Origin of the sequence: Paraburkholderia domus, from assembly GCF_905220705.1 — a bacterium.
GTDB lineage: Bacteria > Pseudomonadota > Gammaproteobacteria > Burkholderiales > Burkholderiaceae > Paraburkholderia > Paraburkholderia domus.
The window spans coordinates 25,836-48,193 of sequence record NZ_CAJNAT010000028.1 but is presented as its reverse complement, the minus strand read 5'-3'; the positions used below and the strand labels follow the sequence as shown (position 1 = coordinate 48,193).

Here is a 22,358-nt window from a genome sequence, read left to right as displayed (position 1 = left end):
ACTTCACACGGCCAAACTTATGAACGCTTCTGATGCGCTTGCCAGCGCCCGCCAACCGATTGTCGGCGTGGTATTCGATCTGGACGGAACACTCGTCGACAGCGCGCCCGATATCGCGGAGTCGCTCAACCAGGTGCTCGCCACGCATGGCATTGCGCCGCAAACGGTCGAGTTCGTCGAACAGTTTATCGGGGAAGGATCGTACGGACTCGTCGCCAACCTGTACGAAGCGCTCGGCGTCGCGGCGACGCCCGCACGCGTCGCGGCTGACGTGGAGGCGTATCTCGCGGTGTACCGCGCCACCCCGGTGCGGCACTCGACGCTCTTCGCCGACGCGGCCCAAATGATTCCAGTGCTGCATGCTGCGGGTGTGCGGCTCGGCATCTGCACGAACAAGGCCCAACTTATCGCGGAAGCCGTTCTCCGGCATTTCGGTTTGCGCGATTACTTCGACGCGATTGTCGGCGGTGACGCGCTGGAGAAGCGCAAACCCGCGCCGCAGCATTTGCTCGAGACGCTGAGCCGCATGAGCGTCGATCCGGGCGAGGCTATCTTTGTCGGCGACACGCCGATCGACGCCGAATGCGGCCGCCGCGCCGAAGTGCGCTGCCTGATCGTGGATTGGGGCGGCGGCAGGAAAGTCCCGGTGCCCGCTTCGGAACGGCTCGGGTCATTTGGCGAATTACGTTTTCTGTGCGAAAACACGGTTGTTCAAATCAACCGGGAAAACGATGAGAAATGATCTACTCCGCGGCATCGCGATGGAGCGCTCGCAGCTCGTCGGTCCAGCCGAACGGATTGCCGATGTCGTGCTCGGCGATCCGGAGGCCGTGATCAAGATGAGCATGGCCGAGCTCGCGCGTGCGTCAGGCACCAGTGATCCAACGGTAGTGCGCTTTTTCAGGCGTTTCGACTGCGAAGACTATCAGGATTTCAAGGTGCGCCTGGCGCAGGGCCTGATTCCGCAGGCACCGTTCGATTACGAGACCATCACGCTGGCCGATTCTCCGGAAAGCCTGTGCGCCAAGGTCGTCACCAACTCGCTGCACGCGATCCAGCGCTTTGCGTCGGACGTCGACGCGGCGGCAATCGACAAGGCCGTGAGCAAGCTGATGGAAGCGCGCGGTGTATTCCTGTTCGGCCTCGGCATTTCCGAAACGATCGCATTCGATGCCGAACACAAGCTGTTCCGGCTGGGCCTGCGTTGCCGCGCGGTCATGGAGGCGCAGAAGCAACTATTGCTCGTGCCCACATTGCGCAGCGATGAAGTTGCGGTGTTCTTTTCGCACTCAGGCGCGACGAAGTCGCTCGTGGAGGCCGCCTCGATCGCGCGTTCAAAGGGCGCTTACACGATCGCGATTACCGCGCCGGGCTCGCGGCTCACACAGGCCTGCGATCTGACCATCGGCGTGCCGGCCTACGAGAACACCGAGCTCTATACCCCTTTGACAGCGCGTATCAATCATCTGCTGGTCGTCAACATGCTGGTGGCGATGCTGGGCAGCCGGCAGGGCCACGAGCTGCCTGACAATCTGGCGGCGCTCGACCCGTGGCTGACCAACAAGTTTATGGACTGAGCACTTGTGGCTCGAATACCTCGACACATGGAGAAGTGAATGGCAACTCATATCGAACCTGGCTATGCGCGCATGACGCCGCAGTCCGAACAGGACAAGGCGAAGCTGGCATCCGGCATCAGGGCGGTGGATCATTACCTGAAGCCCGGCATGAAGGTCGGATTGGGATCGGGTACGACGTCCCACTGGTTCGTTCGCGCTCTCGCGCAACGCGTCACGCAGGGTTTCGAGATCGCCGGCGTGCCGACGTCCAATGCAACGCGTGAACTCGCACTCGAACTCGGCGTGCCGCTCACGGATCTTGGCGCAGTGGACCGGCTCGATGTGACGATCGACGGCGCCGACGAGATCGATCACCAGGGAAGCATGATCAAGGGCGGCGGAGCGTGCCTGCTGTGGGAAAAGATCGTGGCCGCCGCGTCGCAAAAAATGGTTGCGGTAGTGGACGATAAGAAGGTGTTCGAGCGTCTCGGGCGCTTCCCGCTGCCTGTCGAGGTGATTCCGTTCGGCTGGCAGAGCACCGAGCGTTTGCTGCGCGAATTGCTGGCCGATGCGGGATATGCCCGGGACCTGAAGATCACGACACGGATGAAAGACGGCGAGCGTCTGGTGACCGACAGCGGCAACTGGATCTTCGACTGCCACCTCGAATCGATCCATGACACGCATGTGCTCGCACCGCGCTTCAACGCGATTCCCGGCGTGGTCGAAAACGGACTGTTCGTCGGCATTGCCGATGAAATGATTGTCGGTCATGCCGACGGATCTTCAGACATCGTGGTGTTCTGACATGGCTCACGCATCGGACTCCAATAACGCGGGGGCGACCATGGAGCGCTTTCGTCTCGACGGCAAAGTCTGTGTCGTCACGGGCGGCGCGCGTGGCATCGGACGGGCGATTGCCGCCGGGCTCAAGGACGCGGGCGGCATTGTCGTTCTTGCAGACATAGATATCGACGGCGCGCAACGCTGCGGCGAGCAAATCGGTGCGGATGCGGTACAACTCGACGTGACCGATACGCGCTCGATCGAACGCGCTTTCGACACCGTGGTGGACCGGCACGGCCGTCTCGACGTGCTGGTCAACAACGCGGGCGTCGTGCGCAACACGGCCGCTACCGATACCGACGATGCAGCGTGGCGAGCCGTCATGGCCGTCAACCTGGACGGCGTGTTCTATTGCTGCCGCAAGGCCGGCCAGTTGATGTTGAAGCAGGGCGGCGGAAGCATCGTCAACGTGGCGAGCATGAGCGGGTCGATTGCAAATCGTCCGCAACCGCAGGCTTCTTATAACGCGTCGAAAGCCGGGGTCATCCATCTGACGAAGTCGCTGGCGGCGGAGTGGGCGTTGGGACGGGTTCGCGTCAATTCGATTTCACCCGGCTACGTCGCGACCGAACTGACCCAGGCGGGTCTCGCTAACGAAGCCTGGCGCGATGCCTGGGTGAACGGCACGCCGATGGGACGGCTCGCGACACCCGACGAGATCGCGCCGGGTGTGATCTTCCTCGCGTCCGAAGCGAGCGCGTTCATGACGGGCTCGGACTTGGTAATAGACGGCGGCTACACGATCTGGTGAACGGTCGTGCTCGCACGCTACGGAAAACGCACATCTGAAACAACGGAAACCTGACATGTCGGAATCGACAGTAATCGATGCGCTGCTCGCCGAGCTCGGCGCGGATCTCGTGCAGTTGCCGGCCGGGTTCGGCAGCCGCCAGCTGCAGGACTGGAGCGGGGTGCCTGGCGCGGTGCCGGCCGCCCTGATCCGGCCGCGCAGTACAGAGGACGTGGCCAGGGCGTTGCGCGTGTGCCACGCGTTCTCTCAGCCCGTCGTGACGCAGGGCGGTCTGACGGGTCTCGTCGGCGGCGCGAACGCGCTTGGCGGCGAGGTGGCGCTGAGCCTCGAGCGGATGAACCGGATTGTGGAAGTGGATCGCACTTCAGCGACGATGACGGTCGAGGCGGGCGTACCCCTGCAGGTCATTCAGGAGGCCGCGCTCGACGCGGGCTTCTATTTTCCGCTCGACCTCGGCGCGCGCGGCAGTTGCACCATCGGCGGCAATCTCGCGACCAATGCGGGCGGCAATCGTGTGATCAAGTACGGCATGATGCGCGACCAGGTGCTTGGTATCGAAGCGGTGCTCGCGAACGGCGAAGTGACGAGCGGCATGCACAAGATGATCAAGAACAACAGCGGCTACGATCTGCGGCATCTGCTGATCGGCAGCGAGGGCACGCTTGCGGTGATCACGCGGGCAGTGCTGCGCTTGCGTCCACGGCCGACGGCCGTCGCCACCGCATGGTGCGCATTGCCCGACTACGACGCTGTAACGAAATTGCTGGCCAGCTCTCAGGCGCAGCTGTCCGCTGGCGTGTCCGCTTTCGAGGTGATGTGGGCCGGCTATTACGATGCCGTGCTGGCGAATCTCGGGCAGTTACGCGCACCGCTGGACAAACGCCATCCTTACTACGTGCTGCTCGAAAGTGTGGGCAGCGATCCCGAACCGCATGCCGAGGCATTCGAAGCGTTTCTCGGCAACATGCTCGAAGAGCGCGTGGTCAGCGATGCGGCGCTTGCGCAGTCCGAAGCGGATGCGCTCGCTTTCTGGACGATCCGCGATGCGCCCGGCGAGTATCCGAAGTTTATTCCGCACCATAGCGCATATGACGTGAGCTTCTCGATCAGCGATGTCGGGCAGGTGGCCGCGCGTTGCGAGCAACGTTTGCAGGAACGGTGGCCTGATGCGCTAGTCATGATCTATGGGCACCTAGGCGACGGTAACCTCCATATCGTTGTCGATATCCCCGGTTCGGAAGGGCGACTGCACGACGAGATCGACAATGTGATCTACGACGTGACGCGCGAATTTCACGGCTCGGTGTCCGCCGAGCACGGCATCGGCGTCAAGAAGAAGGCTTTCCTCGGCCACACGCGCAGCGACGCGCAGATCACGGCCATGCGGCTGATCAAGACGGCGCTGGATCCGCGCGCGATCCTCAACCCCGGGAAGATCTTCTAATGATGCGCGAGCGGGCCGCCCTTGCCGCGAACGCTGAAGACGCCGACCTTTGGCGGTGGTTTTCGCGTCTGGTCGAAGAGCGCCGCGTTCGCTGGTGTTGTTCGGCGCGAGGATGGCTCGTCAGTGTCGACAACCGGCATGTCGCGACGGCGCAGAGTTTCGACGACGCGATGCGCGACGCGATGGAACGCGTGACGGCACGCTCGAATTGAGACATGGACAACGTGGCACGGGGGGCGAGTGCGTCCCACGCGATTTTCGGGTCGAGCGTGCGGCGACAACGCTAATCCGGACCGCGGCTTGTGATCCATCAAAGTTAAACCAACATTGGCTGGACTTGACCCTATGAACTCTATTCGCTTTCGTTTCCTTCCCGACGACCTCGGCCGCGCGCTGCTGATCGGACGCGTGTGGCGGTCCGCCCCCGTCGACGGCCCATCCGTCGTCGTGGTCCGCGGCGGCGAGGTGTTCGACATCACGCGCTTCGCGCCGACCACCGCAGATCTGTTTGACCTTCCCGATGCCGTCGAGCTTGCTCGCACTGCGCCCGGCGAGCCGCTGGGGCCAGTCGGTCCGCTGATCGAAGCCAGTCTCGCGCCGTCCGAAGACGCCATCGTGCGCCTGCTCGCGCCGTGCGACGTGCAGGCAATCAAGGCCTGCGGCGTCACGTTCGCAGTTAGTCTGCTCGAACGCGTGATCGAGGAGCAGGCAGGCGGTGACGCAGCCAAGGCTGCCGAAGTGCGCAGCACGATTGCCGGGCTGATCGGCACCGACCTCGCGAAGATCAAACCTGGCTCTGAAGGCGCCATGAAGCTCAAGGAAGAACTGCAGCGGCGCAACGCGTGGTCGCAATACATGGAAGTGGGAATCGGCCCGGACGCGGAGGTGTTTTCGAAATCCCAGCCGCTGTCGTCGGTCGGAATGGGCGCCGATGTCGGCCTGTATCCGACTTCAGCCTGGAACAATCCGGAGCCGGAAATCGTGCTGGCCGTCAATGCATCAGGGCAGGTGGTCGGTGCGACGCTTGGCAACGATGTGAACCTGCGTGATATCGAAGGTCGCTCCGCGCTGTTGCTCGGCAAGGCGAAGGACAATAACGGCTCGTGCGCGATAGGTCCTTTTGTTCGGCTGTTCGATGACAGCTTTACCATCGACACCGTGCGCAATGCGAGCGTCTCGCTACGTATCGAAGGCGACGATGGTTTCGTGCTCGACGGTGTTAGCCATATGACCGAGATCAGCCGCGACCCGCTCGATCTCGTCAGCCAGACCTTCGGAGCGCATCACCAATATCCCGATGGATTCATGCTGTTTCTTGGGACGATGTTCTCGCCGATTAAAGACCGGGACGAACAGGGTGGCGGATTTACGCACCACATGGGCGATGTGGTGACGATTTCGACGCCGACACTCGGAGCGCTAGTGAACACCGTGCGGTTATCGACGGAAATCGCGCCGTGGACCTTTGGGGTACGTGCGCTGTATCGCAATCTCGCGACGCGCGGCCTGCTCGACGGTCGACGTTGAAAACCCGGCCCGACTTTTTTTGAGGATATCGACATGACTATTACTGGCGAAATGCTGATCGGTTTTTCCGCGGTGCGCGGCACCGAAGGCAGCCAGCGCGCGTTCAATCCCGCGACCGACTCGGAGATCCCGGAGCCATCCTTCGGTATGGGGGGCGCTGCGGAAGTCGAGCGGGCAGCATCGCTGGCTGCGCAAGCCTTCGACGTTTTCCGGAATGTTCCGCTTGCGAAGCGCGCCGCGTTTCTGGATGCAATCGCCGACAACATCGTCGGTATCGGAGATGAACTGATCGAGCGGGTACATGCGGAGACAGGTCTTCCCATCGCGCGTTTGCAGGGCGAGCGTGGCCGGACTGTCGGGCAGCTGCGTCTTTTTGCGAAAGTCGTGCGGGACGGGCACTTTCTCGGTGCCACGATCGATCATGCGCAGCCTGAGCGGCAGCCCCTGCCACGTGCAGATCTGCGCCTTGCGAAAGTACCCGTTGGTCCCGTCGCCGTGTTCGGTGCGAGTAATTTTCCGCTTGCCTTCTCGGTTGCAGGAGGCGACACGGCGTCCGCCCTCGCAGCGGGGGCACCGGTTATCGTGAAGGCACACGGCGCGCATCCAGGAACGTCAGAGCTGGTCGGTCGCGCGATCCAGAAAGCCGTCAGGGAGCAGGGCTTGCCGGAGGGTGTGTTTTCTCTGCTTTTCGGCGCGGGTCGCAAATTAGGCGAAGCGCTGGTCGCGCATCCCGCTATCAAGGCGGTTGGCTTCACCGGATCCCGTCAAGGTGGCCAGGCACTCGTCCGGATAGCAAACGCTCGACCTGAGCCCATTCCGGTCTATGCCGAAATGAGCAGCATCAACCCAGTGTTTCTGTTTCAGGGTGCGCTCGCAAGTCGCGCCGAAGCGATCGGGAAAGCTTTTGCAGACTCGCTGGCGTTGGGTGCCGGGCAGTTCTGCACGAACCCGGGACTGGTCCTTGCAGTGGATAGTCCTGACCTCGACCGTTTCGTCAAGGCAGCGGGTGAAGCGCTGGCCACCAAGCCGGCCCAGACCATGTTGACACCCGGAATCTTCAAAGCCTTCCGCAGTGAAGCGGAAAAGGTCAACGCGATTCAGGGTGTTACGAAGGTGGCGGAGGGCGTGTCGGCGGGCGAACTTCCGAATGCCGCGCAGGCTGCCCTGTACGTGACCGATGCACAGCGCCTGCTGGCCTCGCTGGAGCTCGAAACAGAGATGTTTGGTCCGGCATCTGTTGTAGTTCGTGCTAGCGATTTTGAGGAGCTGCTGTCGGTCGCGGAGCATATGGAAGGGCAGCTTACCGTTACGCTGCATATAGACGCTGTTGACCACGCAGATGCGCGGCGCCTGCTCCCGGTGCTTGAGCGCAAAGCCGGGCGTATCCTCGCCAATGGTTTTCCGACAGGGGTGGAAGTCTGCCAGGCGATGGTTCACGGCGGTCCCTTCCCGTCCACCTCGAATTCGATGTTCACGTCAGTGGGCGCGACAGCGATTGACCGATTCCTGCGATCTGTATGCTATCAGGATCTGCCCGATGCATTGCTGCCGGCATCTGTTAAGGAAGCTAATCCACTGGCCGTGTGGCGCCTGGTTGACGGCGAGCTGGTGGTCCCCGAGCAGGCATAGTGTGCCGCACTACTAAAGTCTGACGCCTGGGAGAGTGCGCCTCGCCGATGCAGTATGGCGAGGAGCAAGGCAGCGGATTTTCGCTCGTGAAAATGTTAAGCAGAGCCCAATGCGCCGGGAGGCGGAGAGTCACGGTTTCCCGGGGCGCGCGAATATATGTAATTGAACGACGGTCTCAACGACAAGCCGCTATGAGATATAGGTAAGGGTTTTTTTCAGCGAGGAGCCCCGCGTTGATTGTTTGACGGAGACAGTGTCATCTGAAGCTCGGCGTACGGGCCGGATTCAGTCAGTGACCGCACCATGCAAGAGATGTAAATGAAGACAACAGTCGAAAAAGGCCGAGCAAAAGCCGGGAGCCCTTATACGCCCCACACTGTTGAGGACGCGATTTCCCATCTTGAGCGTATCCTTTGCGCCGACGGTGTGGACGCGTTGTTCAGCAGGACCTACTGGCGCGCCCGTATTCAGCAGGTGAGTATTACGCAAGGGCTAACTCCGCAGCAGCGGGCGAGGGTTGCTCGCCTACTAGGGGCTCTTGCCGTGATCGTTGATCGTATTGATTCTGTCAATCCAGATCCCTGACGGAGCAGGAGGTGCGCGTGCGACTTCACGTTTTTCACAGGATGAGCGAGACAAGTTGTCAGTTCGAAGAGTCTTAAATTCGACAAATGCCGCAATAATTCTCCAGTAAGAATGTTGATGTGAACCAGACCGACCTTCTCAAGTTAGGCCGCATGCCGCATAGTCGAAGCTATCCCGGTGCAAGCCCGGAGTCCCAGAGCAGGATCGTTCACGTCCGTTTCGACGTACGGTCCGAGCCTGTGCACCGACAGTTGCTGACATGGCGCGAGCGCCTCGGTCCGATCATGGACGTATTGCCGACGCGCGCACAAATCGAGCGGCCTTTTCGCGGGACGATTGACTGGTATGAGTTCGGCGAGCTTCTCTTCGCCGACACGTACACCGATGAGCTGACACGCGAGCGTACTATCGGGCGGATCTCCCAGGACAACGCACGTGGCATCGCCTTCCATATTGTCATCGACGGCGACGCCACGACTCTGGTTACCCGACCGGGGAAGCGCGAGAACACGTCGATTGAGGTTGGCATCCTCGCGGTTGACTTCGATCAGCCTGTACACGTGGTGCGGCGTGCGTGCCGACACGTGACGCTATTTGTGCCCTACACGGCGTTGCAAGAGGTGTTTCCGGACCCCGGTGCGTTACACGGCCGCGTCCTCACCATGAACGAGCCGGCCGCACAGGTTATCAGGCAGCGCGTGAAGGTATTTTCTGCGAGCATTCCCCACATGTTGTTCAACGAAGCTCATCGGCATCTCCGCGAAATCGTTGAGTTGATTGCCGATGCATTTGGAGAGCAGGCCGGGTTGAGTGGGAGCAAACATGCGATTACCCGCGCCGTCACGTTCGAGGCAGCACGCCGGTTTGTGCAGGCCAATCTCACTGAGTTCGACCTTTCTCCGACATGCGTGGTCGAATCGCTCGCGCTTTCGCGGGCGACGGTCTACCGGCTGTTTCAACATGAAGGCGGACTCCACGCCTACATCCGTCACCTCCGGCTGCGGGCTGCGGCGAACGATCTCGTGCGATTCCCCGGCGTTCCCGTCGCTCAGATCGCCTTCTCCGTCGGTTTCAGCAGCGCATCGGACTTCACGCGCGCGTTTCGACGGGCGTATGGCTTCACGCCACAAGACGTTCGGACATACAAAGACTGGTTCCTTGGCCCGCAGCCTTGATGCGCGCCTGCGGGGCGGGCGGCCCTGCCTGACTCAGATACGAGCGACACAAGTCTCATATGGCCTCGTACGCGCGGTGAACGATTTTCCGATTTGGCTGTGGTGAAAATTACGGGCGCGACCGAAAAACGGCGTATTTACCATTACATCATCGTGCTGAAGGGACTACCTTCCAAACAGCGGGCGCAGTGGCTGAGCTGCTGTTCGCAGAGAACGTGTCGATGTGCAGCTCGTACATCGCCCGGCCGAAAGGCGTCACGTTGCTGCCGGTTTCATGGGCTTTGTCACTGCGAAACGCGCTCGCCTTATCGCTGTAGAACGCCACCGCCTTGCCGTGGCTTTCGACGTACGCACGCGTCGCCTCGAAATAACTGAAGGTCGATTCGCTCGCCGTGAAGTGCAGATGCATCAGCCGGCTGGTCGCATCGTCGACGTACACCAGCAATGTGCAGGCCGGCGCCCGTTCCTCGAACCACAGATGATCGCCGCCATCAATCTGCACCAGTTCGCCCAGACACGCACGCCGTGCCCGCAGCTGGTAAATCTTCGGCGGTCGCGGTCGCTGCCGACGCGGCCACCCAGAGGCCCCATCCGTCATCAGCCGCTTGACCGTCTCCTTGGCGAGCCAGATGCCGTGACATTCGTACAGCTTCTCGCACGCGAGTGTCGGTCCGAAGTCGGCATAGCGTTCACGGATGATCGTCAGCGCCCGATCGGCCTTCACAGAATCCAGACGGTTGTTGCTGGGCTTCGAGCACCGGCGCGATACCAGACCACCCGCACCGTGTTCGCGCAGTCGCGCAACGCGGCGACGGATCTGTCGCGTGGTCAACCTGAGCCGTTCCGCCGCCCGCCACGGCTTGAGCCTGTCGTCGGCAACATCCTGAATGACCTTGAACCTGTTGAGTTCGCGCATCGTCATGCGTTATCCGTTTGGTCGCAACGATCAATGCCTCCAGCGCCGGGGTACCGGTCGCTGGTCAACGTACGCACCACGAAAGCCGACATTTGAACTTGGCTAAAAGCTGTTGGTGTCCATCACTTCTGCTAGCCATGTTCATCGCGTTTGCTTGCGCAAGAAGGGCCGCGGCGCCACCAGATAAGGCTGAGAGGCCAGGTGGCAGTTCTGTCACCCGTTGCGTTTCGGCAACGGGTGAGCGGCAGGATGTCCGTTATTTTTTCTAGCGCGTCCGCCGTGTCCTTTAATTCTGCCAATGCGTTTGACGAATGTCTATGAGGAGCGCCGATGGCGGATGGGAACGAGAGGAGCAGCCGCGTTGAGAAGGTGGCATCGATGCTTCGACCATTGGGGCGAAGACCACTCTCGCGGGAACAGGCAGTTGCCGCTGGGCATAGATGTAGCCTTCGGGGAGCCGCCCCAGACGCAGTAATTATTCGAGATCGGCCGCATCGGTGAAATCACCACTGTATCTCAGCCCCTCGTACTGCCTGATCGCTGCCGGGTTGGTGAGATGAACATGGTATCCATCCGCAAGCAGTGCATCGACCAACTAGTACCAGTTGTACGTCGCCTAGATGACCACACCTTCCAGTTCTTTGCGACGCGGCGCCAGTGCGGCGCGGATCTGCAACGCGTCATTAGGCAGTCGCCGCTGATAGACGATGTGGTCCACCTCATCGATGACAACGACCACACTGTTGCTCGAGTGCAGGTCGATTCCGCCAAACTTTTTCATGCCCGCTTCCTGTGCGTCACGTCGGTCTCGCACCCCTGACTCTCCGCCAGCCGTCCTACCGGAACGGCGCGAGGCCGGGTACATGATTAGCAGAGCCCTCTCGACAATTTCCGTCTCCGTCCGCGCTCTTTGTTCGATCGCCCGCGTGACTCGAGCCACCACCAGCTTGGCCACGCGTGCGATCCAGTACGCGTAAGGCGTCAAGGCGCGACAGCAGGTGCGTTGGTTGGCTTTTGACCGGCCGCTTTCTGTTGGGCGTTCTCGAGATTCTGCGGGTAGTTCGTTTGATTCCCGGCCGGACTGTACCCGTTCTTTTCCAGCGTGCTGAGCTCGGCGTTTTTCTTCGCGCGGCGCGCCTTGCGGTCGGCCTTCTTTTGCGCCTCCATCTCTTGCTTCGACATTGCACTATCGGAGGCGCCGGCATCGGTTGTCGCTGCATGAGCTTGCAACATCGGAAGTGAGAGGATACTCAAAGCCATACCTACTGAAACAGAAAAAACAGACAGTTGCTTGAACTTCATACGTATCTCCGTATGGGTGCGTTAGGCGGCGTGAAACTGCTCACGGACCATTTTGGTTGGTTCCTGAGGCGAACGCGTCTCTTCGCATTGGAACGTCGGAACCGTAATCGATGAGACGTCGACAGGGATACAGGGGTTAACCGCGAGGAGGTGATCCAGCATAACGCTGAAAGGCTCTTGCACACTTGCTTTAACGCGCATTTTCCCTAATTTCACGAAAGAGATTCCCCTTTCTGCTCTTTGTTCGAGCCAATGGGGAATATACACTCGGGCAAAAATACACAAGCGCAGTTCAGGAGACGTGCCTCACGGAAATTACCGCCTTCCGCATAAGCCTCACTCTTGTACTTGTTTCTTCTTCTCATTTTCTTCCATGCGAGCGTCTGTGAGACGCCACGTCATTTAGTCGCGTCGCGCTCGATGGAAGATAGACGAACGCTCGGGAAGGTTTGGGTACTCTGGAGAGCAGAGAAGGTACGTAGTACAACTATATTAATGGAGATAGCGATGAAGAAACTTCTGTTCAGCGTGTTTGCATTGTCTGCGACGGCAACGGCCATGGCTCAGAGCAGCGTTACGTTATACGGAATCGTGGACAACGGTATCGCATACGAGACGAATCAACCGAAGGGGCATGTATTTGGTGCGCAAAGTGGAGGCTGGGCGCAATCGAGATTTGGTCTTAAAGGCAGTGAGGATCTCGGTGGTGGCACTCATGCAATCTTCCAGTTGGAGTCCCGGCTCAATACCATGAACGGGAGTTTCGCGAACGGAAGTTTCTTCGAGGGACAGGCGACCGTGGGCCTGCATAACGACACCTGGGGTCAAATCAAGTTGGGCAACATGGGCTCGGCTGAGATCAGTCAATACTCGGGCGATGTCGACCCACAGCAAACAAAGAAGTATGCGATTGGCACACTGGTGCGCGGCCGTATCTTCTCGCAAGCAGCGAACGGCGCGGAGTATTTGTCGCCGACCATCGCCGGTTTTACCCTGCAAGGCCAGTACGACCTGACGAATTCGACGAAGTGGAACGCCGGAAATCCTGGAAGTGCACCGGGTCAACTCGGCACGTCTACTGGACTCGGAAGCTCGCAAGGCCGCTCAGACGGCATCAAACTCTCCTATGCGAACAAGGGCCTGTTCTGGCAGGCGACCTATGACGAGGTTCGTGACGGAAACGGCGAATTCACTAACGTGTACCTTGCTTCTCGCTCGATTCTCACAGGCTTGACGTACGCATTCGGTCCTGTGACGGGATACGTTGGCTACCAGCATCTGAGCGCTCCGGATGCGTCGAATGCGGGCTATTTCGGCACGGCGACCCCGTCAGCGTTACCGGCAGGAACGAGCCTCCCGACAGCCGTCGATCATGAGTGGATTGGCGCGATCTGGCAGACGACGCCTGCGCTTGCTATCACCGGCGCCGTCTATCACGCAAACGCAAACAATGGGAACGGGAACGCAACACTCTACACATTGGGTGCGAACTATTCGCTGTCCAAGCGAACTCTCCTGTACACGGAACTGGCGTACGTTAGAAATAGTTCGTCGTCTAACATCGGCCTCGACAGCGGTCTGTATGGCGCGAACATCAACAACGACCCCATCAACGGGAGCGCGTCGAGCACCAACCCGAACTATGGCAAAAGCCAGTTTGGCGTTATTGCAGGAGTGGCGACACAGTTCTGATGTGGCCGGGAGGTCCGAGTGACAACTTTCTCCCGGACCTCTCAAGAACCCCATCTGCGCGTGGATGGTTTCGGAGCGGACGCCGGTGGTTCGCGCGGGTAAGCAACCAGGTGGGGCTTGCGAGGACAGAAGCGCGGTAGTGAGCGGTCGAATCAATTGCGGAAGCGACTGGCGATGTGGTCCGGAATATTTTCTGGCGTCACGACCACAACCGAAGAAGAGGACGCTACAGATGATGCTGGCAAGAGCTTGTGAAAGTGCATGACGTGATGACAGGCGGAGCGCATGTCTTGTCGGAGGTCATGATGCAAGATGGCTTGAATCCTGCCCGCGCGTAGAAGCCGCACATTATCCTTGTCCAGGTCGTGACCGATGAAGCAGACCGGCGCTTGCTGCTGCGCTGCCAGCGCGCGAAGAATCGCGACGTTACCGCCGCCCATGGAGTACACGGCAGCGATGCGCGTATCGTCGCTGAGAACGCTTCGGACCCGTTCTTCAGTTGGCAAATCAATGCCATGTCCGCCGCTTGCATCAATCAGCTTGAGTTGGGGGTGGCCCTTGCGCAATGCTCGACGAAAACTTATCTCGCGTTCTTCTTCACCCCGGAAATTCTCATCGCTCATTGTTATCAACACATTAGCCGGCTGCGGTCCCAGCAATAGGCCGAGCAGGTAGGCGGCAGTGGCGCCAGCGACGCGATTGTCGAGCCCGGCGTAGGCGATCCGGCCTGATAGAGGTATGTCGGTGAAGAGTGTGACGACGGGAATGCCGTGGCGCTGTAGCTCGCCGATTGCCTCGGCAATTTCAGGAACGTCGCGGGCTTTCAGGAAAACGCCGTGGCTTCCTCTTCTGCAGATAGAACGAAGCGCCTCCACGACTTCGGCCGTCGTCATGGTCTCCTGCAGCAAAAAGCGCGGACGGACAACCGCCGGGTGCAGTAATGCGAGTTCCGCTTCAAGCGCATTTTTTATTTCGTCACTGAACCGCGCCGGCGCCTCCACTACAACGTCGACCATGAGCTTCCGCCCAGTGTTGGCCAGGTTCAGCTCCTGCTTCTCAAGTTCTTTGATGGCTTGCTCAACGCGATTGCGAGTGTGCTCCCGGACGTTTGCGCGCCCGTTCAAGGCCCTATCAACAGTCGCCACGCCGAGTCCGGCCTGAAGGGCGATTTCCTTGATCAAGAAGCGGTGAGCCAATCGGACCCTCCTTTGTTTGATAGTTTTTTGATGTGTTTTTGAGGCTTCAAATTTGGCGTTGCAAGCTATCCTACATCGAAAATAGGAGGCACGCATGGACCACCAACGCGACGACTATCTCGCTGGACGAACTAACTGGTATCGCGGAAGCGACTGCAGCGTGCGTGATTTCGTGACCGTGCTCAACGCGGGTAAGGAGCGGCCGCTACGCTACGCGGCCCGATTGGTCCGGGAGATTCCTGTATACGAATGCCGCGATCTGGAAGCGGTGGTCTCATCCAGTGTGGCGCGGCCTCAATTGCTGTCGGAATGGGCCGGTGTCCTGCAGCACGGCGCGGGCGTCTTCGTGCTCGACCGCGCGTTTTCCGACACGGGATGTGTGGATGAGGCAACCACGGTCTTCGAATCGATTATTGAAGCCGAGAAGAAATCGGGCGCGAAGGCTGACCATTTCGCGAGAGCAGGCGCGAACGACCGCATCTGGAACGCACAGGAAAAACTCTGCGTGACAGCGCCTGAGGTCTTCACCACGTATTTTTCGAACCAGTGGCTGCCGGCGGCCGCCGAGGCATGGCTCGGCCCTTGTTTTCAGGTCACATCCCAGGTCAATGTCGTCAGACCCGGCGGGGAGGCACAGCAAGTTCATCGTGACTACCATCTGGGCTTCCAGTCAACCGAGGTGGCAGCGTCCTTTCCTGCGCACGTGCATGCGATGTCGCCTTTCCTCACGCTGCAAGGGGCCGTCGCGCACAGCGATATGCCGGTTGAGAGCGGCCCAACCAAGCTCCTGCCTTACTCGCAACGCTACGCTCAAGGCTACGTGGCGTGGCGCAGAGCCGATTTCCGGGAATATTTCGAGAACAACTTCGTCCAGGTGCCGCTTATCAAGGGCGACGCCATGTTCTTCAATCCGGCGCTCTTTCACGCCGCTGGCACGAACCGGACAAGCCACGTGCAGCGCATGGCAAACCTCCTCCAAATCTCGTCAGCTTATGGTCGGGCGATGGAGGTGGTGAATCGAACGCGCATGTCCGAGACCCTCTATCCGGTCCTTAGAGACAGGTTGAAGGGCGGCGACATCACCGAGCTTGAGGTGCTATCGGTGATTGCTTCGTGCGCTGAAGGCTATTCGTTCCCGACAAACCTGGACAGAGACCCGCCAGCCAAGGGACTCGCGCCGGAGAGCCAGAGCCAGATGATGCTGCGGGCGCTTCGGGAGGACTGGAGGCCTGCGGAGTTTGCGCGAGCCCTCGCAGAGCATGCCTGGCGCCATGGCCCTGGCGAGGCAAGCAGATTGATAGATTATTGATGTGTTTTCATTCTAAAAAGATGGATCACCGGCACTATTATGACGTCGACGCGACACACCAAATGACTCAGGGAAGTCGCGCGTGCTCCCGCATTCGGCTCAGATGCGGGCGGAGACAAGGCGTAATGGTGCAAGGGCATGGACCAGTTCAAGGAATTACAGCTGTTTGTCGAGGTGGCCGAGACGGGCAGCATCAGCCGGGCGGCGGAAGCTGTCGATCTTTCCATCTCGGCGGCGAGCAGGTATTTGATTTCGCTGGAAGGGAGGCTCGGGGTTCAACTGGTGCGCAGAACGACGCGCAACCTTTATCTGACTGAGGCTGGCGCCGAATATCATCGGCGCTGCAAATCTATCCTCGCTGACCTTGGCGAAGCAGAATCCGTCGTCAAAGAGGCGGTTGTGCGTCCAAGCGGGGTCCTGCGCGTCACTGCCTCGTTATCATTCTGCATGCTGCACATTGCGCCGATGCTTCCTGATTTCACGGCGTGTTATCCCGACATCACAGTTGACGTGGTAGCGGCCAACCGCTACTGCGACATTATCGAGAACGGCATCGACGTCGCGATTCGTACGAAAGTCCTCGAGCCAGACAGCAACATCACGATTAGAAGACTGGCCTCAACGCGCCGCATATTGGCCGCATCGCCCTGTTACATCGAGGCGCACGGGCGCCCTCGCTTCCCGGCGGAGCTTGCGAAGCACAGGCTGCTGAACTATCAACTTGCCGACAATCCACGCGAGCTATCGTTTACCCGTGGCGGTGAGAACGTCGTTGTCAGAGTGAAGCCCTTGGTGGAATCGAATGACGGCCAGATATTGCGTATTGCCGCGCTAGACAGCATGGGTATTCTGGTGCAGCCGAAATACATAATCTACGACGACCTCAAGGCAGGCCGCCTTGTCCCGGTGCTCGACGACTGGGACCTTCCCCGGCTGACCATGAACATCGCGTTTCAGACCCGCTCCCATCTCCCCGTGAAGGTACGCCTGTTCATTGATGCGCTTGTGGAGCGGTTTCACCAGAACGAATACGAACGGCATTGGACCACGTGAGCGCCGTGCTCACTGCATTTGAGGTTTCTTCCCACTCAGCGCGAAAGACTTTCCCTTTCCAGCTCTGTTTTGCCAACCGCGGCGAATATAGACTCGTCTCAAAGCTGCAGAAAAGATTGATGGAGACACTCAATGCAAAGCGCAACCCCTACAGTTCAGTCCACGTCCCCGTACTTCGATGAAGCGCACTCGGCCGAAGTCGTCAATGCTCGTATGAGCGAAGACGGCGACGCTCGACTGCGCGAGGTGATGTCGGTTCTGGTCAAGCACCTTCATGCCGCGGTTAAGGAAATTGAGCCGACGCATGAAGAGTGGTTCACCGCCATCCGCTTTCTGACCGAGACGGGTCAAATGTGCACGGACTGGCGGCAAGAGTACATCCTGCTGTCGGACATTCTCGGCGTCTCGATGCTCGTTGATGCAATCAATCATCGCCGTCCAAGCGGTGCTACGCCGAACACCATTCTGGGGCCGTTCTACATCGCCAATGCACCCGACTATCCGAACGGCGCGAACATTTGCCTGGATGGAAAGGGCGAGCCCATGGTCGTCGAAGGGCGGGTAGCCGATATTCAGGGAAACCCGATTCCTGATGCGAAGCTTGAGGTGTGGCAGACCAACGACGACGGCTTCTATGACGTGCAACAGAAAGGCATTCAGCCTGACTCAAATCTTCGCGGTGTTTTTACGTCGGATGCCGAAGGCCGCTACTGGTTCAAGTCTGTTAAGCCGCGTCACTATCCGATTCCTTCGGACGGCCCGGTCGGCAAGCTCCTCGCGGCAATAGGCCGACACCCCAACCGTGCTGCTCATCTGCACTTCATCGTGACGGCGCCAGGCTTTGACCCGGTCATCACGCACATTTTCACGCCCGACTGTCCATATCTCCCCGAGGATGCGGTGTTCGGCGTCAAGCGTGAACTCATCGCCGAATTCAACAAGATTGACGACCCGGAAGCGGCTAAGCGCGTCGGGTTCTCATCACCGTTCTGGTCTGTGTCGTGGGACTTCACCCTCGCGACGTCCACGAAGCCCGCGCGGGCAATCTCTTAATCGTTTGGTGCGCGGGAGCGTGCCGCCTCAAAAACCGACGACATTGATAGACACAGGAGTACTACATATGAATGCGAAGAAAGAGCTGCTGGCTGCGTACTGGACACTCGCTGGCGACGTTTATCCGTGTGCACCGAACGAAATCAGCCCGTTCCCGTTGCGCGACCGCTGCGAAGCGGCTTCACGCGCCGGCTGGAGTGGCGTCGGCCTCATTCTCGATGACCTCGAGTACAGCATCGAGAAGTACGGGGTGTCCGGCGTCAAGCAGATTCTGGACGACACGGGCATGAAGTACTTCGAGCTCGAGATCCTCATGGACTGGTACTTCGACGGAGAGGCGCGTGTCAAGTCGGACGATTGCCGTCGCCGTTTCATCGAACTGGGCGGCGAACTGGGCATGCGCAACCTCAAAATCGGCGCGAGCCCCTTCGACAAGAATCCGGCCGACTTCCCTCGCATGACCGACGAATTCGCGAAGCTTTGCCAGGATGTGGCGGCGGTTGACGCGACGGTGGCAATCGAGTTCATGCCTTTCTCTCCTATCCGAAACATCGCAGAAGCGCTGAGGGTTGCCGAAGGCGCCAACCAACCCAATGGTGGTCTGATGGTTGATCACTGGCATGTGGCGCGCGGTGGCAGCCCCTATAGCGAAGTCGCGCAAATTCCCGCGCGTTTCATCAAGGGCGTAGAGATGGACGACGTCGGCGCGCAGGTCAAAGGCTCGTTGTTTGATGATTCGACCTATAACCGCCAGCTTTGTGGCGAAGGCGCAGGCGATTGCCCCACCTTTGTCGAAGCGCTGGAACAAGCAGGCTGCACGCTCCCGTACTACGGCGTGGAACTCATCTCGGAGGTGCACCGGAAATTTCCGCTGGACGAGATGGCAAAGCGCGCTTACGACACCACCATCGCGCAGTTCTCGGCAAAAAGCGCGACCGCCGCCTGAAGCGCTTGACCTTAACCGACAAATATTTCTGGAGACTCACATGATTCGAATCGCCGTACTCGGTGCTGGCCGCATTGGTCGCATTCACGCTGGCAACGTCGCCGCGAGCCCGAACGCAAAACTCGTCGCGGTGGCAGACCCGGTTGAAAGTGCAGCGACGTCGCTGGCTAGCCGTCTGGGCTGCGAGGCCTCGACGGACCCCGCAGGCGTCCTCGAGCGCAACGACATCGACGCCGTGGTCATCGGTACGCCGACTGATACGCACATCACGTTCATGCTCGAAGCCGTCAAGCGCGGCAAGGCTGTGCTGTGCGAGAAGCCCATCGACCTCGACATGGAGAAGTCATTAGCCGCTGCTAACGAAGTCGAGCGACTGGGTGGTCGCGTCATGCTCGCCTTCAATCGACGTTTCGACCCGACGTCGCAAGCCTTCCGCAAAGCGATCGACGCAGGTGACGTCGGCGAAGTGCGCCAGGTCATCATTTCGAGCCGGGACCCGGGCATGCCGCCTCGTGACTATGTCGAACACTCGGGCGGCATCTTCCGCGACATGGTTATCCACGATCTGGACATGGCTCGCTGGCTGCTCGGCGAAGAGCCGGTCGAGGTCATGGCCATGGCCAGCCGTCTCGTTGACGAGTCGCTTGAGAAGCTCACCGACTTCGATACGGTGATGGTGCAATTGCGCACCGCGTCGGGCAAGCAATGCCACATCAACTGCTGTCGTGAAGCCGTGTACGGCTACGACCAGCGCATGGAAGTGTCGGGGTCGAAGGGAATGCTCTTGCAAGAAAACCTCCGTCCTTCGACGATTCGACGCTGGTCCAAGGAAGCGACCGACGTCCGCGAGCCGCTGCTCAACTTCTTCCTCGAGCGCTATGAAGCTGCATACAAGGCCGAACTCGAAGCTTTCGTCGACGCACTGAACGCGAACTCGCCTTTGCCGACTTCTGTACAGGATGGACTGAAAGCGCTGCGTCTCGCGGACTGCGCGCGTGAGTCTGCTTTGTCGGGCAAAGCGGTCAAGGTGTAAGTGGAAATCTGGAGGAGATAAGTCATGACACGAAAGATTGGTCCCGACGAAACGCTCGGCGTAGCTTGTCTTGGCATCACTCACCCCCATACGTCCGGGCGCGTCAAGGCAATCCAGCGTCGCACCGACGCAAAGATGCTCGGTGCGTGGGATACAAGCCCGCTGCTTACGCCGTTCGTCGACGCTCTCGGTCTTGAGGCCCGTTCGAAGGAGGACATCCTGGCGGACGAGAATGTGCATGTCGTGCTCGTCCACTCCAAGAGCGAGAAGATGGCCGACCTGACCATTGAGGCGCTCGAGGCTGGCAAGGCAGTGTTGTGCGAGAAACCTGCTGGCCGCAGTTCGGTCGATGCCAAGCGCATCGTCGATGCGGCGGAGCGTACGGGTGGGCTCGTGCAAGTCGGCTATTGCTGGCGCTTTGCTCCCTCGGTGGACGCGATGCAAGCCGCCCTCAAGAGCGGTCGTCTCGGAAAAGTCGTCCAGGTGCGGGCTCACGGAGGCTGTTCACACGACGAGGCGGGCACTCCGCACATGACTCAGCCTGGCGATATTGGCGGTGCCGTGTTCGTTATCGGTTGCCACCTCATCGACCGCATTCTTCTGCATTTCGGCTTGCCGCGCTCTGTGAACGCCCGAATCACGAAATTCCCGAATTTTCACGGGGACGAATCGCGTGAAGACGCGGCAGGCGCAGTGCTGAATTACGAAGACAAGATTGTCACCGTCGACTTCATGTCGTGGGACGTCCTGCCGTGGACCGAGAGCTGGGACATCACCGCCTATGGAACGGAAGGCATCATGTCTTCCCGCTCGCTCCCCTCAAGCTACAAGATTTATGACGCCGGCAAAGGCGACCATCCGGAGGGTTGGACTGAGTGGCAAGAGACCAGCTTCCCGGAAATCTGGGCGACGAAAAAGACGGAGTATTCGCCTGATATTGCTGAAATCGGGAATCCGGTTTACTTCGACCGCGAGTCGAACGCGTTCTTTGACGCATTGCGCAACGGCACGCAGTCGGTCGTGCCCGCCACGCAGGCGTACAACATAAGTCGTGTCATCGAGGCTATGTTCGCCTCTTCAAAAGAGGCCGGTGCAGAGGTCGCTATCGGCTAAGCGCTCGAGTGGCTGACGCCCAAGGTCGTCAGCCAAGGATTCCGCAAATGGAAAACCGGAATCACAAATACGCATTCCTAAATAGGAGACGAAATCATGAAGATTCTGAAGAGTGTCGCGGTCATTCTGGCCGCTTCGGCAGCTTTCTCGGCAATGTCTGGCGCTGCTTTCGCCCAGGATAAGGGTGTTGTTGGCATTTCGCTGCCTGACAAGACCGAATCCCGGTGGATCACCGACGGTAAAAGCATGGTCGAGGCGCTAAAGGCGAAAGGCTACTCGGCCGACCTGCAGTACGCGAATTACGACGTTCCGACGCAGGTGAATCAGGTCGAGAACATGCTTGCGAAGGGTGTCAAAGCACTGGTCATCGCACCGATCGACGGCAAGACCTTTTCCGACGCGCTGGCGCTCGCTCAGAAGAAAGGCATCAAGGTCATCTCCTACGACCGCCTGATTAGCAACACCAAGGATGTCGACTACTACGCAACGTTCGACAACTACGGCGTCGGCGTTCTTCAAGGACAGAGTATCGTCAGCGCGTGGCAGAAGGCCGGCAGCAAGACTCCGTTCAACATCGAAGTGTTCGGTGGTTCCTCGGACGATAACAATGCCCACATGGTCTACGCGGGCGGCATGTCGGTTCTCAAACCGTACATCGACAGCGGCAAGTTCGTGGTTAGGAGCAAACAGGTGGCCTTCGACAAAGTGGCCACGCGCAACTGGGATGGCGCGACGGCGCAATCTCGAATGGATAACCTGCTGAGCGCTTTCTACGGCAAGGACCACCTGGATGCGGTCTGGACCCCCAACGACGCAATTGCAGTTGGGGTTATCTCCTCTCTTAAGAGCGTTGGATACGGTTCGGCGCAACAAACCATGCCCGTTGTCACGGGACAGGACGCGGACATCCAGAACGTCAAGAACATTGTGCGGGGCGACCAGACCTCGACCGTGTTCAAGGACACTCGCAAGCTTGCCAGTGTGACTGCCGAAATGGTTGACAACGCGCTGAGCGGCAAGCAGGTGCCCGTCAACGACACGAAGAGCTACAACAATGGAACGAAGATTGTTCCGACCTACCTCGTGAAGCCGATCCTCGTCGACAAGGCTAATTACCAGTCGGAGTTGGTGACCAGCGGTTACTACACGCAGGCCCAAATCAAGTAATGCAGCTGAACGTCCGCGTGGCGGGGCACCCACCGGGGCCTCGCTTCACGCAGACACGCTCG

21 protein-coding genes and 1 pseudogene are annotated in these 22,358 nt (G+C 59.6%); 18 read left to right on the top strand and 4 right to left on the bottom strand.

Translation table 11 applies throughout. The features are described from left to right. The first annotated feature begins 19 nt into the window (after window positions 1-19). The 10 genes from KHO31_RS31475 (at window position 20) to KHO31_RS31430 (ending at window position 9,516) form a co-directional block, all read left to right on the top strand. On the top strand, window positions 20-742 hold the full coding sequence (locus KHO31_RS31475; RefSeq protein WP_201082056.1) for an HAD family hydrolase: 723 nt from the start codon (window positions 20-22) through the stop codon (window positions 740-742). Beyond that, on the top strand, window positions 732-1,577 hold the full coding sequence (locus tag KHO31_RS31470) for a MurR/RpiR family transcriptional regulator (protein WP_201082058.1): 846 nt from the start codon (window positions 732-734) through the stop codon (window positions 1,575-1,577). The genes KHO31_RS31475 and KHO31_RS31470 overlap by 11 nt, the downstream gene beginning before the upstream one ends. A gap of 39 nt (window positions 1,578-1,616) precedes the next feature. Continuing rightward, window positions 1,617-2,366 (top strand): ribose-5-phosphate isomerase RpiA, encoded by a 750-nt coding sequence (gene rpiA / locus KHO31_RS31465; protein ID WP_211625022.1) that lies wholly within the window; start codon window positions 1,617-1,619, stop codon window positions 2,364-2,366. 1 nt (window position 2,367) lies between these two features. After that, window positions 2,368-3,156 (top strand): SDR family oxidoreductase, encoded by a 789-nt coding sequence (locus KHO31_RS31460; protein WP_211625020.1) that lies wholly within the window; start codon window positions 2,368-2,370, stop codon window positions 3,154-3,156. 55 nt (window positions 3,157-3,211) lie between these two features. Further along, window positions 3,212-4,600 carry an FAD-binding oxidoreductase gene (locus KHO31_RS31455; RefSeq protein ID WP_201082062.1) on the top strand — a complete coding sequence of 463 codons (1,389 nt, stop codon included), beginning with the start codon at window positions 3,212-3,214 and terminating at the stop codon, window positions 4,598-4,600. Further along, window positions 4,600-4,812, top strand: coding sequence for a hypothetical protein (locus KHO31_RS31450; RefSeq protein ID WP_201082064.1), 213 nt, complete (start codon window positions 4,600-4,602; stop codon window positions 4,810-4,812). The genes KHO31_RS31455 and KHO31_RS31450 overlap by 1 nt, the downstream gene beginning before the upstream one ends. A 133-nt stretch (window positions 4,813-4,945) precedes the next feature. Beyond that, the gene (locus tag KHO31_RS31445; RefSeq protein WP_211625018.1) at window positions 4,946-6,127 is read left to right on the top strand and encodes a fumarylacetoacetate hydrolase family protein; all 1,182 of its coding nucleotides are present in this window, start codon (window positions 4,946-4,948) and stop codon (window positions 6,125-6,127) included. Between the two features lie 33 nt (window positions 6,128-6,160). Continuing rightward, window positions 6,161-7,756, top strand: a complete 1,596-nt coding sequence (locus KHO31_RS31440) for an aldehyde dehydrogenase (NADP(+)) (RefSeq protein ID WP_211625016.1) — start codon at window positions 6,161-6,163, stop codon at window positions 7,754-7,756. Between the two features lie 318 nt (window positions 7,757-8,074). Next, entirely contained in the window at window positions 8,075-8,341 is a 267-nt protein-coding gene (locus KHO31_RS31435) for a hypothetical protein (RefSeq protein ID WP_201082067.1), read from the top strand. Window positions 8,342-8,460: 119 nt separating this feature from the next. Then, window positions 8,461-9,516, top strand: coding sequence for a helix-turn-helix transcriptional regulator (locus KHO31_RS31430; protein WP_236071575.1), 1,056 nt, complete (start codon window positions 8,461-8,463; stop codon window positions 9,514-9,516). Window positions 9,517-9,706: 190 nt separating this feature from the next. Here KHO31_RS31430 and KHO31_RS31425 read toward each other — a convergent pair. The 3 genes and pseudogenes from KHO31_RS31425 to KHO31_RS31415 all read right to left on the bottom strand — a co-directional run. Further along, window positions 9,707-10,463, bottom strand: a pseudogene (locus tag KHO31_RS31425) (ISNCY family transposase); the annotation flags it as partial. Window positions 10,464-11,048: 585 nt separating this feature from the next. Continuing rightward, window positions 11,049-11,213: an IS110 family transposase gene (locus KHO31_RS39545; protein ID WP_236071573.1), complete on the bottom strand. Its 165-nt coding sequence runs from the start codon at window positions 11,211-11,213 to the stop codon at window positions 11,049-11,051. 200 nt (window positions 11,214-11,413) lie between these two features. Next, window positions 11,414-11,734, bottom strand: a complete 321-nt coding sequence (locus KHO31_RS31415; protein WP_201082069.1) for a hypothetical protein — start codon at window positions 11,732-11,734, stop codon at window positions 11,414-11,416. Between the two features lie 507 nt (window positions 11,735-12,241). Between KHO31_RS31415 and KHO31_RS31410 the strand changes: the two genes are divergently transcribed. Next, complete coding sequence (locus KHO31_RS31410) at window positions 12,242-13,426, top strand: porin (protein ID WP_201082071.1); 1,185 nt, start codon at window positions 12,242-12,244, stop codon at window positions 13,424-13,426. 152 nt (window positions 13,427-13,578) lie between these two features. Here the strand turns inward: KHO31_RS31410 and KHO31_RS31405 are convergent, their stop codons facing one another. Beyond that, complete coding sequence (locus KHO31_RS31405; RefSeq protein WP_201082073.1) at window positions 13,579-14,622, bottom strand: LacI family DNA-binding transcriptional regulator; 1,044 nt, start codon at window positions 14,620-14,622, stop codon at window positions 13,579-13,581. Window positions 14,623-14,716: 94 nt separating this feature from the next. Between KHO31_RS31405 and KHO31_RS31400 the strand changes: the two genes are divergently transcribed. From KHO31_RS31400 to chvE, 7 genes are all read left to right on the top strand, one after another. Further along, complete coding sequence (locus KHO31_RS31400; protein ID WP_201082079.1) at window positions 14,717-15,931, top strand: phytanoyl-CoA dioxygenase family protein; 1,215 nt, start codon at window positions 14,717-14,719, stop codon at window positions 15,929-15,931. Between the two features lie 138 nt (window positions 15,932-16,069). Further along, window positions 16,070-16,984, top strand: a complete 915-nt coding sequence (locus KHO31_RS31395) for a LysR family transcriptional regulator (protein ID WP_201082081.1) — start codon at window positions 16,070-16,072, stop codon at window positions 16,982-16,984. Between the two features lie 132 nt (window positions 16,985-17,116). Next, the gene (locus KHO31_RS31390; protein WP_201082082.1) at window positions 17,117-18,037 is read left to right on the top strand and encodes an intradiol ring-cleavage dioxygenase; all 921 of its coding nucleotides are present in this window, start codon (window positions 17,117-17,119) and stop codon (window positions 18,035-18,037) included. 7 nt (window positions 18,038-18,044) lie between these two features. Next, window positions 18,045-18,983: a sugar phosphate isomerase/epimerase family protein gene (locus KHO31_RS31385; RefSeq protein ID WP_236071571.1), complete on the top strand. Its 939-nt coding sequence runs from the start codon at window positions 18,045-18,047 to the stop codon at window positions 18,981-18,983. Window positions 18,984-19,023: 40 nt separating this feature from the next. Then, a complete protein-coding gene (gene iolG / locus KHO31_RS31380) occupies window positions 19,024-20,016 on the top strand; it encodes an inositol 2-dehydrogenase (RefSeq protein WP_201082084.1) in 993 nt (330 codons plus the stop codon). A 24-nt stretch (window positions 20,017-20,040) separates the two neighbouring features. Continuing rightward, on the top strand, window positions 20,041-21,129 hold the full coding sequence (locus KHO31_RS31375; RefSeq protein ID WP_201082086.1) for a Gfo/Idh/MocA family protein: 1,089 nt from the start codon (window positions 20,041-20,043) through the stop codon (window positions 21,127-21,129). Between the two features lie 96 nt (window positions 21,130-21,225). Further along, entirely contained in the window at window positions 21,226-22,296 is a 1,071-nt protein-coding gene (gene chvE / locus KHO31_RS31370) for a multiple monosaccharide ABC transporter substrate-binding protein (RefSeq protein WP_328822624.1), read from the top strand. Window positions 22,297-22,358 lie beyond the last annotated feature (62 nt).